Below are 15,021 nucleotides of genomic sequence, written 5' to 3' on the forward strand. Positions count from 1 at the left end.
GTGACCTTGACCGGACAGGACCCGGCGCTCCTTCGCCGCCTCAACTCCGCTGCCGTGCTGCGCGCGCTGCACGCCGCGGACGAGCTGACGCTCACGCAGCTCGTGAAGACCACCTCCATCTCCCGCGCGACCGTCGAGGACGTGATCGCCGGGCTCGACGACCTCGTCGAGGAGGTAGGGCGCAAGGAGGGGGATCCCCGTCCGGTCGGCCGACCGGCCAGGCGCTACCGATTCCGCGCCGACGCGGGACACGTCGTCGGCCTCGACATCGGCCCCCACAAGGTGCTGGCGCTCACCGCCGACCTCAAAGGGCGCATCGTCGACCGCAGGCGCACCGTCGTCACACCCGAGACCAGCACCGGCGACCGCATCGCCGCGGCGAAGTCGGTGGTGCGCAGGACCCTGCGTGCCGCGGGTGTCGAGCCAGGTAGGGTACGGGCGCTGGGCGTGGCCACGACCGGCGTGGTCGACCCCGCCGCCGGCACGATACTGATCAGTGACCGGCTGCCCGGCTGGGCAGGTGTCGATCTGCCTGCCTCGCTCTCCGGCCTGGCCGACGGGCCCGTCCTGGTGGGCAACGACACCAACCTGGCCGCGCTGGCCGAGCACTGGTGCGGCGCCGCGGTCGGAGCCAAGGACGTGATCTGCATCCTGGCCGGGCGCAGCATCGCGGCCGGGCTGCTCATCGGCGGCAAGCTCCACCTGGGCCGCAACGGCGCCGCCGGCGAGATCGGCGTCATGCGGGCCTTCGGGTGGTACACCGCGTTCGACCGTTTCCTCGCCTACGGCGGCGACGTCCCGGCTGCGGAGGCGGCCGAGCGCGTGTTCGAGGCCGTGCGGCAGGGCGACGCGGAGGCGGCGGCCATCGTCCGCGCCTTCGCCCGCGACCTGGCCAAGGGCGTGGGCGCGGCCGTGCTCACGATGGACCCCGAGCTGGTCGTCCTGGGCGGCGGGTTGTCAGGCGCGGGCGAGTTGCTCGCCGCGCCGCTCCGCGAGGAGCTCGCCGAGCTCTGCCTCTTCCCGGTGCGGGTGGAGACCTCCGCCCTGGGCGGCGAATCCGTGGCGCTCGGCGCCGTACGGCTGGCGCTGGATCACGTCGAGCACACGCTCTTCGAAGTGTGACCCATCCACACAGTGGATGAGGAGCGTCTGAGTTGTCATGATCTGACCGACGAGGAGTGGGACGGCCCTGCGCACCGACAAACGCGAGCGGATCTACCAGGGCACCATCGACGTCGCCTCGATCAGGATCTGGCTCCGTGACCCAACTCCATGATCCACAGGACACGCTCTAAGGGCCTGCTGAGCAAATGGCCGCGTTATGTCCGGTAGATGCCCTGGTTCACCCATGTCTCCACTCGCACACTCGTGCCGTGAACCTCCAGCGAATGATCCGGTCATTACACATCACGACCCTCTCCCTCCTGATGGTCGCCTCCTCAGCGGTGCTCTGGGCAGGGGCGACGCCGGCCCAGGCCGTCAAGGGAGCCAGCCCGGTGGCCGACGGCACGTACGGTTTCGTGGCGAAGGTGAACGTCGGCGAGATGCACAGCTGCACCGGAGCCCTCGTCAGCCCGCAATGGGTGATCGCCGCCACCAGTTGTTTCGCCTCCCAAGGGCAGTCCGTCACGAGCGGAGCGCCGAAGACGGCGACGACGGTGACGGTCGGCAGGACGGATCTGTCCGGTACGAGCGGGCGGGTGCTGCCCGTGGAATGGATCCACCCGCACCGCGACCGGGACGTCGTGCTGGTCAAGCTGGCGCTGCGGGCAGTCGGCATCACGCCTGCCGTGGTCGGCTCCGCCGTTCCTGCCGCGGGGGACGCGCTGCAGGTCGTGGGCTATGGACGAACGGCTGAGCAGTGGGCGCCCAACCGGGTGCATGCCGCGCCGGTCGTGGCGGGGGCCGTGGACGCCGGCTCGTTCGGCTGGACCGGGGCGAACGGCAGTGACGTGAGCGCCTGTCAGGGGGACGCGGGCGCGCCGGTGCTGCGCACGAGCGGGGGCCGCGCGGAGCTCGTCGGGCTCAGCTCCGGCGCGGGGCAGGGAGGCTGCCTGGGCGCGGCCGGCGACGGGGCGCGCGGGGGCGATGCGGCGCGGGTGGACGACCTGGCGAGCTGGATCCGCACGGTGGCGATCGAGCCCACCACGTCCTTCGCACAGTACGGCGGCAGCGTGACCGGTATCGGCGGCTATGACATGGATGACAACCGTGATCAGGCGGTGGCCTTCGATTACGACCACTCGGGAAAGCTGGATCACCTGCTGCTCTACCGTCCGGGCTCGCAGATCATCTTCATCGTCAAGCGGAGGACGGACGGCACCTACGCCCCGGTCTTCTCCTCGACCACTGGTATCGGCGGCTATGACCTGAAGGACAACCGGGACCGCATCATCGCCTTTGACTACACGGGTTCGGGAAAGCTGGACCATCTGCTGCTCTACCGTCCGGGCGGGCAGACGGCCTGGATTCTCGAGCACGGTGCGGGCAACACGTTCAAAGCCGTTTTCCACAGCTCGGCAGGCATCGGCGAATATGACCTGAAGGGCGCCGAGGACCAGATCATCGCCTTCGACTACGAGCATTCGGGGAAGCTGGATCATCTGCTGCTGTACCGGCCGGGGACCGGTATGGCCCGCATTCTCCGGCACAACGGTAATGCCACGTTCACGACGATCTTCGCCACGGCCGATGGTGGGATCGGCGGGTACAACCTGAAAGATGCCCGGGACCGCATCATCGCCTTCGATTACACGAGTTCAGGTAAGCCAGATCACCTGGTGCTCTATCGTCCGGGCGGGCAGACGGCCTGGGTTCTCGAGCACGGTGCGGGCAACACGTTCAGAGCCGTCTTCAACAGCGCGGCGGGCATCGGTGGCTATGACCTGAAGAGCACGGCGGATCAGATCATCGCCTACGACTACGAGCACACGGGCAGGCTGGATCATCTGCTGCTCTACCGTCCGGGCGGAAAGACGGCCTGGATCCTGCGGCACGGCGCGGGCAATTCGTTCACGGCGGTGTTCCACAGCTCGACCGGCATCGGTGGCTATGACCTGGAGCTGGCGAAGGACCGCATCATCACCTTCGACTTCACGAGCACGGGCGGGCAGAGCCATCTGTTCGCCTACCGTCCGGGTGACCAGATCACCTATTTCACGGGACGGGCTCTTCCGCCTGTACGGGTGGTTCCGGTCACCGTGACGCCCGTCATCGGCCCGGACTCCATCGTGGAGAGGTTCGCCTACCCCGCGCACTTCCCGCACGAATACGCGGGCACCTCCGGTCAGACCGATTGGGGTACGGAAGAGGCCGAGGAGAAGAACTTCGAGCTGATCTCCGGGAACGGCGGGATCATCTGGGTCTCGTGCAGTTCGTCCCCGGAGAACGGGGTCGGCGTGCTCAAGGTGTTCCCGGGCCTGCTGAACGGCCAGCCCGTGGTCGGCGAGCCGCACCTCGGGGTGATGGCGGTGTGCTTCAAGGTCCTCGCGCCCTCGGGATGGGTGAAGCTCCGGATCCCGAACGTCTTCGAGGTTCAAGGAGACAGCCGCTCGCCGGGCGCCGGCCACGATGTGGACGCGACCGTTGTCAACGTGGAGACCGGAACGGAGCGGACCAAGCGCGTCGAACGGGACGAGAGCGAGCAGTTCGGACGCTCGGATACCACCACCTGTGACGCGAGCCACCCCGATTATCCCGAGAACTGCAGCGAGACCCTCCTGGAGCTGCGGGTCGTCAGCTGAGTACTGAACGGCCGGTCGGGCGCATGAGCTCCGGCCGGCCGTTCAGCCCGTTCATTGACCACATCGACGGAAATGGTGGAAGTGAATACGATTCGAGCGTTACGTGGTGGCAGGACGGCAGGGGCCATCGGCACCGTGCTCTCGCTGCTTCTCGCAGGCAGCCCCATCACCGAGGCAAAGGCGGCGGCGGACCCGCCCCCAGCACCGGTATGCGAACGTCAGGTGGTTCTGGAAGCGTGGGTGACGGGCGGCGTGAACGTGCGTCCGGCCGCCGAGGGGGCGCTGCTCGGGGACAGAGCGGCGGTCTGTGCCCTGCTCGCCGAGCTTCCCCGGCTCGTGGCGCAGGACGATCGTGAGCAGGTCGGCCGCATCAAGTCCCAGGGCGAGCCTGAGGTGGCCGCCGCTGCCAATGCCGCCCTGGTCTCGGACGACCCCAGCGCCGTGGCGAAGTTCCTCGACGGTGGCTGGGAGACCGCCCGGGAGATCGACCTGCGCGCCAGCGTGAACAAGATGAAGGCGACCGGCGGGCCGGAGGTCAAGGCTGCCGCGAACGCGGTGCTGCGCAACGGGTCGCGTGCGGACCTGGGGAAGTTCATCGACTCTGGCTGGCGGGTGCCGTACCGGATGGACCTGCGCGTGGTCGTCAACCGGGCGATGTCCGAAGGGGGCCCGCAGGTGCAGGCCGCGGCGAACCGGGCGCTCCAGGACGGCAGCCAGGAGATGCTGGAGCGCTTCGCCCAGATCGACTGGGGGGTGGCCCAGGCCCGCGACAACGAGGCCCAGACCTTGAACGATCTCCGGGCGAGCGCCGCGGAGGCGACCCGCCGCGCGGCGTTCGAGACGGTCTCCGCGGTCGCGCAGGCCGACCGTGCGAAAGCCGAGGCCACGGCGGCCAAGAGCGACGCGGAAGAGGCGCAACGCCTCGCCTCGCTGGCCGGGCAGGAGTCGGCGGAGGCCAAGCGTCAGGCCCAACGCGCTGCTGAGGCCGCCGACCGCGCCGCGGCCGCGTCCCGGGTCGCCGTACAGGCCGCGCGGACAGCGGCGACGGCCGCGCGCGCAGCCTCAGGGGCCGCCGCACGCGCGGCGACCGCGGCGGCGCGGGCGCACACGAAGTCGGACGAGGCGTGGGCGGCCGCGACGGCGGCAGAGCTGGACGCGGCAGCCGCTGCCAAAGCGGAGAAGCACAACCGGGACATGCAGCGGATCGGTCCGGAGATCACCGCGTTGATCTCGCCCATCAATCAGATCATCGCCGTGACCGAGCAGGCGCACGCCGCGGTCGCCGCCGCCAATTCGGCCAGGGCGAACACCGAGGCCGCCGGACGCGCGGCCGAGGCCGCCGGGCGTTATGCGGGGCAGGCCAGCGCCGAGGCCCGAAACGCGTTCGCAGCGGCCGCGCGGGCGAAAGCGAGCGCGGACCAGGCGAGGCGCGCCACCGAGGAGACGGTGCGTCAGGCCGACATCGCCAAGGACGCGGCCGGAAAGGCGCGCGACGCGGCGACGCGCGCCGTGACCTACGCGGAGCAGTCGGCGAGCGCCGCGGCGAGCGCGGCCCAGCATGCGGGCAGCGCCGTCAACGCGGCCGAGCTGGCGACGCAGCACGCGAACAACGCCTACCGCGCGGCGGAGGACGCGTTGCGGGCGGCTGAGACGGCCCAGATCGTTTACAAAGCGGCGCGTGAGGTGGACGCCGAACGACTTCAGAAGGAGCTGGAACTTGAGCTGTCCTTCGCCCGGCACATCAGCCAGAAAGCCGCCGAGGCTCGATTGGGGGAGGCTCGCGGCTTCGATGTGCCAATGGGCCAGTACCACACCCCGCAGATCGACGCGCTGATCGCCGAGGTCGCCAACGCGCCGGAGACCGAGGCCGCATCGGCGGCCCTCAAGGCGCGGGAGGTGGCCCGCTACTTCGCGACCGTGCCCGGCACGTGGACCAGTTCGGCGGCCATGACGGCTCTCGGCGAGGACGATGACCTCATGGTCATCGAGTTCGTCAAGAGCGGACTCGCGTCCGCCGAAGAGCAGGACGACCGCACGAGGCTGACCGGCCTCATGATCACCGGCAGCGCGGCCATGAGAGCAGCCGCTCAGGACGCTCTCGACAGCGGATGGTCCGACGTCATCGAGTTCCTCAAGGACCCGGACTACCCCGAGCGAGCCGCCGAGGACCGGGAGGAGGTCAACGGCATCCTTTCTGACGCCCGCAGCACCGGCCACACCCACATCGAGGAGGCGGCGAACATCGCCCTGCGTTCGGACGACCCGGACGCCCTCAAGAAGTTCCTGGATAAGGAGCACAACACCGCTTACGCGATCGACGTCCGGGCGAAGGTCGGCGCGATCGCCGGGGACGACTCTCACGGGACCGAGGTGCGCAACGGCGCCCAAATCGCGCTGGCCGGCACGACGGCGATGCAGGTCGAGTTCCTGGAGGTGGAGCGGCACCGTGCGGCCCAGCGCGACTACGCGACCGCGACGCACAACTACATCGCCAGTTCCTTGATGATCGAGACCTCGCAGATCGCACAGCAGGCCGTCGACTTCGCGCGCACCGCGCAGGCTGCGGCGGCGGAGGCCCGCGGTGCGGCGGAGGAGGCCATCGGTTACGCGAACGACGCCGGCAAGGCGGCCGAGGAGGCGAGGAAGTTCGCGACCGATGCCGTCGCCCACGCCCGCGACGCCGCCGCGTCCGCGGAACGGGCCGCCGAGGCCGTCCGCACCGCCGCCGCAGCGACCAAGCAGGCCCAGCAGTCGGCCAGGTCGGCGTCCCTCTCGGCCCGCTGGGCCCGCGCCTCGGCCGTCTCGGCGGCAAAGGACGCGGCCAGCGCCTACGCCGCCTATGACACCGCGTACGCCGCGCAAATCGCGGCCGGCAAGAGCGCGTCCGAGGCAGCTCGCATCGCCGCGGAAGTGTTCGAGACCTATCGGCTAGAGGCCGAGGGACATTTGCGCGAGCTCAAGAGGGAGTTGAAAGAGCACTGCGAGAATGCCCCCAAACTCGGCAACCCTGGATACCACGACTGCGACGCCCGCGCTGAAGAGATCCTGAACGACCCCAAGGGGCCGCTCCACGATCCGGACGGCTTCGCCAAGGACAACATCGAGCACTGCAAGAGGCAGTTCGTCGGCAAAGCCCAGGACGCCTGTATGTCCATCGTCCTGAGCCCGATATTCTCCTTCGCGGCAAGGGAAATCGGTAACCGGGAGACCGACGCTCAACGCCTCGCCGAAGAGTACATAGCCCTGACCGGCATGGACCTGATCAACGCCGCCTCCCAGTACGGCTTGGTCGGCGATTGCAAGAACGCCCTCAAGGGCGGTGTCGCGGATGCGGCGCAGTCGGTCACGGACTGCCTCACTGGAGCCCTGGAACTGTCCGAAGATCCCGACTGGGACGAATATGCGTCCCAGTGGAGGGGGACCTTCGTGGAGTCGCACGTCCCGGAGGAACTTCGGTTCGGCGAGTACAACTCGATCTGGGGAACGATGTACCTGCTCGCGCGCCAATCTGATCTATCCATCCTCTGGGCGACCCGCGAGACCGAGCTGGCAACGTCGATACTGCGCACTATTCCGATCGGATGCATCCAGGAAGGCGGACACTGCCCGTTCGAGGACGCGGCGCGCCAGCTCAAGGACGTGAGCGAGACCATCAAACGGCTCAACAACCAGGGCTACATCGTGGACGAGTCCGGACGGGTGCTCGATGCGAACGGCCTGCCGATCGCGACTCTGCCACCGGTCACCGATCTGGAGAAGTGGGCGAACTACACCGTCGAGAGCGGTCTGCACGACGACCTCGCGGCCCTCGAACAACGTCTCAGCCTGCTGTACACGCAGCAGTTCGGCCTGCCCATGGCGCCCCCGGCCTGGCACCTTGAGACGCAGCTCGCCTATCGCGTCGCCACGCGGGAAGTGGCGCTACGCGAGAACACGCTACGGCTTGTCATGAACAATCCGGGCGGTGTCTGTGACGCGGTGCCGATCGATGGCACCGGACCTGATCAGCGGCGACAGGCCGTGGCAGGATGCATCCAAGCCGTCAAACTGCTGCTTCCGGCCGGCACGACCATGATCATCCACTACCCGGACCCGGACAATCCGGCAGAGCTGCTTGAAGTCACCGTGCGTGGCGTCGGCCGCTGGCTGGACTGAGCCTGCCAGACACATGCGGATGGTTCCGTAGCGAACTGGCCGACTTGAGATATGCGCCGTCCCGGCGTCAACCGATGTTCTCTCCGTTCACCAGGTAGCGTCCATCCTGCCTGGTGAGCGCTTGCCCATGGAGCGCCGGGCAGTGCCGAAGGCGATCAGCGCGTCCAGCTCACCCGTACGGTGACAACCCCAGATAACAACTGTCGCCCTCGGACGGGGTCAGGAAGTCCTGGAGTTCGCGGTGCCGGAATTGGTAGGTGGCGCCGCTGACGCGCAGCAGCCGTGCCTCGCAGGCCCAGTCGAGAAAGGTCCACAGCCGCAGCGGAAGCACCCCACGCGCGGCCGCGATGATCAAGCCGATCATGGTGCGGGACCAGGCGATCGCGCCAAAGGCGAGTCCGAACGTCACCCCGCCGACGACCGCGCACGCCAGCGACGCGAGGACGCCCTGATGCATGACGAACACGAGAAAGGCGGCGACGCCGCCGATGAGGCCGAAGGCCACGCCGATCAATGGGTTGCGGTGGAGGGCCTCTCGCGGATGGGCCAGCTCCGCGTCCTTGCTCCAGCCCCCCGTGGCGATCTTGAACACGATCCCGAGTGCGAAGGCCAGGGTGAAGGCCCCCATGACCTCCGCGGCCAGTGCGACCGGGCCGGCGCCGGCGAGGCGCAGCGGCGGCAGCCCGGTGAGGGCGCCGCACAGCCCGAACCCCAGCAGGGTGACCGGCTCGGCGCGGACCGCCTCGGATACGGTCATGCGCTCGGCTCCCCTCCGCGCGGCAGCGGTCAATCCGATGACCGCTCCGAACACCGAGCCCCCGGCCGCCCCCGCGGCGATGGCAAAACCGGGACCGAAGACCCCGCCTCCGGTCAGCACGAGTCCGGCCAGGCCGCAGAGCACGCCGATCGGGCTGCCCGCCAGAGCGCCGAGCAGACCCCCGATCACGCGCCGCCTGCGAGGGACGTTGGTCCGCCCGCCGGCGGCGGCCGGCCACGGCGACAGCGACAGGCCGGTGGCGATGGCCACCCAGCTCCCCATGAGCGCCAGGGTGAGCCCCTCGCCCAGGTCGAGCGAGTCGCGCACGTCACCGGGGCGATCGGCCGGCGACCCCGCCCAGAACGCCAGCATGGCGATGACAGCGAAGATCGCAGAGCACAGACCATGCAACGCCCGGACCCGGCGCCGGCCACCGATCGGCCACAGCAGGTGCGGGACGATGTCGATCGGTGTCAGACCGGGCGGCGGCCGATCCGTCTCGGCGGTGTGGGCAGCCTGCCACCGCAGGTGGGAGGCTAGGTTCTCCAGCCAGGATCGCACCTGTTCGGGACGGTACGGAGCGCCGTGGGCGGTGCGTGGAGTGAGTTCGGTCGCCGCCGGGACGTACGCGTCGAGCAGCCTGCGGGCGATCCGCGCCGCCGCCACTCGAGGGTCGGGGTCCGGGTCGGCGTGGAGCAGCTCGGCCGGGTCGGCGCCGGACTCCACGGCGGTCACGGTCAGCAGCAACCGCCAGGGGGTGGCCAGGGCGGTGTGGACGGCCGCCCCCGACGTTCCGGACAGTGCCGCGTGGATGCCGTCGCGGTGGGTGTCGCAGGAATGGCCGTCCGGCCAGCGGGTGCGCAGGTACGCATTGATCTGTTCGATGGTCAGGTCATGCAGATGGATCCGGGTGGCGTTGTCGAGCCCGGTGCGTGCTTCGGCCAGCTCGGTGTAGCGGTCGGCTCGGCAGGTCACGACGACCGCCCCCGGCCGCCGTCCGGAAAGGTCGCTGTACCGGTTGAGCTCGGTCAACAGACCGATCGCTCGGCGGGGCGTCCCCATGGACGGCTCGGGGTCCAGTTCGTCCAGCCCGTCCAGCACCGGCAGCACCTGGCGGTCCCGCACCAGCCGATCGGCGTCCTTCGCCGCGAGCCCGAAGTCCTGCACCAGCTGTTCGGCCAGCCATGGTTCGAACGGGCTTCCCAGGGTCCATCGTGCGGCGTTCAGGCGTACCGGCACCATCTGTCGGCGACCGGGTCGTCCGCCGGTGGTCAGCAAGGGCTCCAGCAGCTGCAACACCAGTTCGATGGCGAGCACCGTCTTGCCCGCTCCTGACTCGCCCACGACCAGCAGGCGCTGCGGGCGCAGACCGCCGAAGAACTCGCCGATCGCGTGCAGGCCGGCACCGGTGCCGTCGTCGTGGCGGATCGCGTCCGCGTGCGGCCCGAAGGAGACCGGCGCGATGCTGTAGCCTCCGAGCAGCCCTTTGCGCGCCCTGTCCTCCTCCCGGGCCACTCGACGCGCCAGGAGATCAACGGCCGGGTCCGGCCCGAGGGGACCGGTGGTTTCCGCGATCCCGGCCGCGACCGCCGGAGGCTCCGGCCCGACCGCCGAGGACGTTCGCCGCTCGCCGCCGGATGGTGTACGGGTGTCCGGCTCGGCCAAGGCGGTCCTGGCCGCGCGCCAGCGTTCGAGTTCACCGGGAATCAGCTCGGCCGGATAGTCGCGGTAACGGAGGCAGGCGGTGACGAAGGCCTTCACGAAATCCCACCGCGGCAGCTTGTCGGTCTGCCGGAGAACGTGTGAGGTCGTGCTCTTGGGCAACGCGTCGATCGTGACCCCGTCCGAGGTCACCGTCTGGCCGCCGAGAGACCGCAGCCTGCTCAGAGACGGCTCGCCCGCCCACTGTTTGAGACGGACCAGCGACCGGACGAAGTCCGCGGCGCTTCCGGCCTCGGTGGGATCGGGCGGGCAGGGGTGGTCTGCGGTCATCCGCGCCCCGTCCTCACCAGCGACCACTCGAACCTCGCCGTGCCGCGTCGCGGCCACCGGCCGTCCACGTAGGTCCCTGCCAGGGTCTGAACATGACGACACTCCATCAGGAAGTTGCGCGCCTCGTCGGACTCCACCAGGTCCCGCCCGACCGCGATGGGAACGAATCCGTGCCGCGGAATGTAGACCCATCGGCCGCGGTCCCAGTCGTAGGGGTCGAACCAGTGGTGGCGTACCGTGCCGGACACCCGTACCTCCGCTCCGGTCCTGGTCAGGACGAACGAGCCCTGTGAGCGCAGCAGGCTCATCCTGCTGACGTAGAAGAGCTCCGTACCGATGAACGCGTTGATCCGCGCGTCCCAGTGATCGTGCAACCAGGTGGAGGCGCCGTCGCCCAACCGCCCGGCCTCCCGCGCGAGCTGCCGTTCGAACCGGCGCTGGTTCTTGCGCTCGGCCTTCTTGATCACTCTGAACGAGCGCAGCCAGCGCAGTGACATCGTCCTGGAGGCGCCGGCGCCGTCCATGAAGTGTTCCAGGAAATCGGAGGCCATCGGGTGGAGCCGGCGGCCGCCCTCCACGATCGAGCGGAACAACTCGACCAGTTCCGGGACGGGCCTGCCCGTCCGCCGCCGCAGACCTCGCAGGAACATGCTCGCCTTCTCCATGATGGGGTCCAGGGTCACGGACACGTCTGGCGGTACTTCTCCTGCGGCACGAGATTCTCCCATTCCTCGCGAGTGAGAGACCGGCCCGCGTTGGCGCACGCCGCGGCGACCAGGTCGGGGGGCCTGCGGACGTTCCACAGCCGCGCGGTGTTGTCGCCCGCGACCGTGGCGACGATGGTCCCGTCCCGAGCGTAGGCGAGCGCGGTCACACCGCTCTTGTGCCCGACCATCGGGGCGCCGAGCCGCCGGTAGGTCCGCAGATCCCACAGCTGCACATCCCCGTTGGTCAAGCCGGTGGCGAGAACCTGACCGTCCGCGCTGAACGCGAGGCTGTACGTGACGTGGTCCTCGACGATCAGACCGACGCCGACCGAGTGGCGGCCGGGCACGTCCCAGAACCGGACGCTGTTGTCGGAGGCCGTGAGGGCCAGCCTGCCGCCATCGGGACTGAACGCCAGGGCGTTGACGAACCCGCCGCCGCCCTTGAACGGCGGGCCCGGAATCTCGCGGCCGGTTGTCACCTCGAAGAGCCGTGTCCGGTTGTCCCAGCCCGTGGTCGCCACGATCGCCCCGCCGGGGCTGATCGCCATCCCCGTGATGATGTCGGTGTGGCCGGGTACGCGGATGCGCGTCCCGGTCTCCCGGCGACGCACGATGTCCCAGAACACGATGGCGTCGTCCTCGTTCACGGCGGCGAGCCTGCCGTCGGGACTGATCCTGGCCACACCCTTGAGCGCCGGGTCATGGGCTATCTCGCGGCGCCCCGCGACGTCCCAGAGGCGCAGGCCGTCCGCGTGGGACGTCAGGAGCATCCGCCCGTCGGGGGTGAATTCGACGTGGTACACCGCGCGGCGCGTGCCCTTGGGACTGAGTGGCGGGCCAAGGGGACGCTGGGTGGCCACGTCCCACAGCTGGATCGCGGGGTTTTTGTCGTCGGGCACACCGGCGGCCAGGATTCGTCCGTCAGGGCTCAGCGCGACGGACGACATGGCGGGCATGGAGGTCCCGAGCTGCTGGAAGACCTGCGGGTCGGCCAGCCGTACGTCGCCGTCGTCGCTGGCGGCGGCCAGCAGCTTTCCGTCCGGACTGAACGCCACGCCGTTGACACTGCTGAAATTGTCGGCGAGCACGAACATCTGTTGCCGGCTGACCGTGTCCCACACGACGGTGCGACCGCTGTCTCCGCCCGTGACGATCCGGGTGCCGTCGGGGCTGAAGGCGATCGACTCGTAACCGGCGGTGCGGTCCTTGAGCCTGCCTATCTGCTTGTGCGTGGCCATGTCCCAGAGGCGCCCCGTCCGGTCCCAGCTCACGGTCGCGAGGGTGGTGCCGTCCGGGCTGATCGCGACATCGGTGACGGGCTGGGTGTGTCCGGCGAAGGGAACGCCGAGCCGGCGGGACGTGGCGGTGTCCCATAGTCGTATGGTCGCGTCCCCGCCGGCGGTGGCCAGGATCTTCCCATCTCGGCTGAACGTCACCCCCTTGACGGAGGTCGCGTCGCGCGACTCGTCACCGGGGTGGCGTATGGGAGTGCCGTGCGGGCGGTGCGTGGTCGCGTCCCACTGCCGGACGACGCCCTTGCTGTCTCCGGTCACGATGGTCTTCCCATCCGGGTTGTACGCGAACGCCGTCACGACCGACTCCTGATCCAGCGGGGCGCCCACCTCGCGGTGGGTGGCCACGTCGTAGAACCGGACGGTGCTGAGACACGCCGTGGCCAGCGTACGGCCATCGGGGCTGAAGGCCAGCTTGGTGCCGCTCAAGCAGCTGTACTTCGGACGGGTGATCGGGGCGCCGAGCTGCCGTCGCGATGCCGTGTCCCAGAGCCGTACGGTCTCGTCGTCGCTTCCTGTCGCGATGATCGAACCGTCAGGGCTGAACACCAGGCCCGTGACGCCTCGCGTGTGCCCGGTGAGGATCCCACGGCCGGTGCGGGTGGCCGCAGACAGCACGCGGTTGCGGGCCTCGTCGGTGTCAGCGATTCGCCACGCCGCCACAGCCAGCATCGACGACAGGGCGGAGTCGCCGGTGACCTCGCTCTGCGCCGCCAACTGCCGGGAGCTCGCCACGCGGCGTTGCCGATCGGCCTCGTTCGCCGCGTCGACGGCGTTGCCCGCCGCGTTGACGGCGGCGCCGGCCGCGACGAGGGCGAGAGCCGACAGCACCGCGAGCCCTGCGATGACGAGACGCCGACGGCGGCCCGCCCGCCGTGCCGCCTCGGTCGACGCCGCAAGGAATCTCTCCACGGTCGGACCGGGCGGCGGGAAGCTGTCGGGGTCGCGGTCCCAGCGGGGCCGGCTGTCATCGACCGCCAGCAGACGGGCGCCCCGGTAGAGGAAGGCGGGGTCGCGGTGGTTCTCGGCCCACTGCGCGGCGTCCGCGGCGAGCTGGTCGTACACCGCCTGTGCGGTCATGTCCGGTTCGAGCCACTGCCGCAAGGTGGGCCAGGCGGTCAGCAGGGCGTCGTGGGCGATCTCGACGCTGTCCTCGTGCAGCGTGAGAAGGCGCCGGTCGGCGAACGCCGAAAGCAGCTCCTCGACCTGGGCACGCCGCCCCGCCGACTGCGCGGCCGCGGCCACGTGGATCTCGGCCGGCGTCACCCGGCGCCGCCCCAGCCGCCCGCCCGCGGTGATCAGCGTCATCCGCCGGAAGATCCGGAGCGCGGCCTTGCTGTCCTCCGGCGACAGCCGTCCGAGGACCTCGTCGGCTGTGCGCCGCACGGAGTCGCGGACCCGGCCGGATTCCTCATAGCCCCGGAAGGTCAGCCGGCCGTCCTCACGTCTCTCCCAGGTGTTGCGCAGCGCCTGCGAAAGCAGCGGCAGGGCCCCGGCCTCGTAGCGATCATCGGCGGCCTGGTCGACGCGTAGTTCGCCCAGGATGGTCTCCACCAGACCGGGCTCGATCTCCAGGCCCACCGCGGCCGCGGGGCCGGTGATGGCCAGTCGGAGGTCCGACTCCGTCATCGGCTCGACGATGACCTGGCCGTCCTGGATGGCCTCGGCGAACTGCGGGTAGGCCGCGCAGCGGTCCCAGTAGTCCGCACGTACACCGATGATCACTCCGGCGCCGGACGGGCCTTCGGTCAGCGCGTGCAGAGCCCTCACGAACGATTGGCGCTCCCGCTCGTCGGTCACCAGAGTGAACAGTTCCTCGAACTGATCGACGACCAGGACGAGACGGCGGTCCGGTGAGAGAGCCTCTGACACCATCTGCTTCGGATCGTCCCGCAGCTGCTCGTGCACCGTTTCGACGTGCCCGCCGAACGCCGCCATCCAGCCTTCGGCAAGTGCCTGTAACGGCCTCGAGGTCGGCGTGATGAGCAGGCGCGGCCAACGCTGCGATCCGGCGACCGGCAGCAAGCCCTTGGTCAGCGCCGGCATCAGCCCCGCCCGTAACAGCGACGACTTGCCCACACCCGAGGCGCCCGAGACCAGCAGGATGGACCCGTGCTCGTCCAGGCGCGGGCCCAGGCGCTCGAGCAGACCGTGCGTCGCCCGCGCGCGCCCGAAGTAGAACTCGCTCTTCTCGGTCTCGAACGGTGCGAGGCCTTGGTAGGGGCACACGTCGTCCGAATGGTCGGACGGCAGCGGGACACCGCGACTCCGGGACGGCCGGAGACCGGTCGGCGCCTGTGCCCGCGGCGGTCGGTGGCCGCCCCCGTCACCCTCACCCATGGCCTCATTCTGGCCAATCGCGGCGAGGCCGATCA

6 protein-coding genes are annotated in these 15,021 nt (G+C 69.8%); 3 read left to right on the forward strand and 3 right to left on the reverse strand.

The genetic code is table 11. The annotated features are described in order from the left end of the window. From ACTWQA_RS07240 to ACTWQA_RS07250, 3 genes are all read left to right on the forward strand, one after another. Positions 1-1,122, forward strand: a complete 1,122-nt coding sequence (locus ACTWQA_RS07240; protein WP_443158484.1) for an ROK family protein — start codon at positions 1-3, stop codon at positions 1,120-1,122. A 266-nt stretch (positions 1,123-1,388) separates the two neighbouring features. Next, positions 1,389-3,743, forward strand: a complete 2,355-nt coding sequence (locus ACTWQA_RS07245; protein WP_443158485.1) for a S1 family peptidase — start codon at positions 1,389-1,391, stop codon at positions 3,741-3,743. Between the two features lie 252 nt (positions 3,744-3,995). Next, entirely contained in the window at positions 3,996-7,898 is a 3,903-nt protein-coding gene (locus ACTWQA_RS07250) for a DddA-like double-stranded DNA deaminase toxin (protein WP_443158486.1), read from the forward strand. Positions 7,899-8,067: 169 nt separating this feature from the next. Here the strand turns inward: ACTWQA_RS07250 and ACTWQA_RS07255 are convergent, their stop codons facing one another. The 3 genes from ACTWQA_RS07255 to ACTWQA_RS07265 are packed head-to-tail and all read right to left on the reverse strand — an operon-like array spanning position 8,068 to position 14,986. Then, on the reverse strand, positions 8,068-10,647 hold the full coding sequence (locus ACTWQA_RS07255) for an NACHT domain-containing protein (RefSeq protein ID WP_443158487.1): 2,580 nt from the start codon (positions 10,645-10,647) through the stop codon (positions 8,068-8,070). Beyond that, positions 10,644-11,336 carry a hypothetical protein gene (locus ACTWQA_RS07260; protein WP_443158488.1) on the reverse strand — a complete coding sequence of 231 codons (693 nt, stop codon included), beginning with the start codon at positions 11,334-11,336 and terminating at the stop codon, positions 10,644-10,646. Before ACTWQA_RS07260 ends, ACTWQA_RS07255 begins: the two co-directional genes overlap by 4 nt. Continuing rightward, on the reverse strand, positions 11,327-14,986 hold the full coding sequence (locus ACTWQA_RS07265) for an nSTAND1 domain-containing NTPase (protein ID WP_443158489.1): 3,660 nt from the start codon (positions 14,984-14,986) through the stop codon (positions 11,327-11,329). The genes ACTWQA_RS07260 and ACTWQA_RS07265 overlap by 10 nt, the downstream gene beginning before the upstream one ends. Positions 14,987-15,021: the final 35 nt, after the last annotated feature.

This window comes from Nonomuraea sp. 10N515B (assembly GCF_052245915.1).
In the GTDB taxonomy this organism is placed as follows: Bacteria; Actinomycetota; Actinomycetes; order Streptosporangiales; family Streptosporangiaceae; genus Nonomuraea.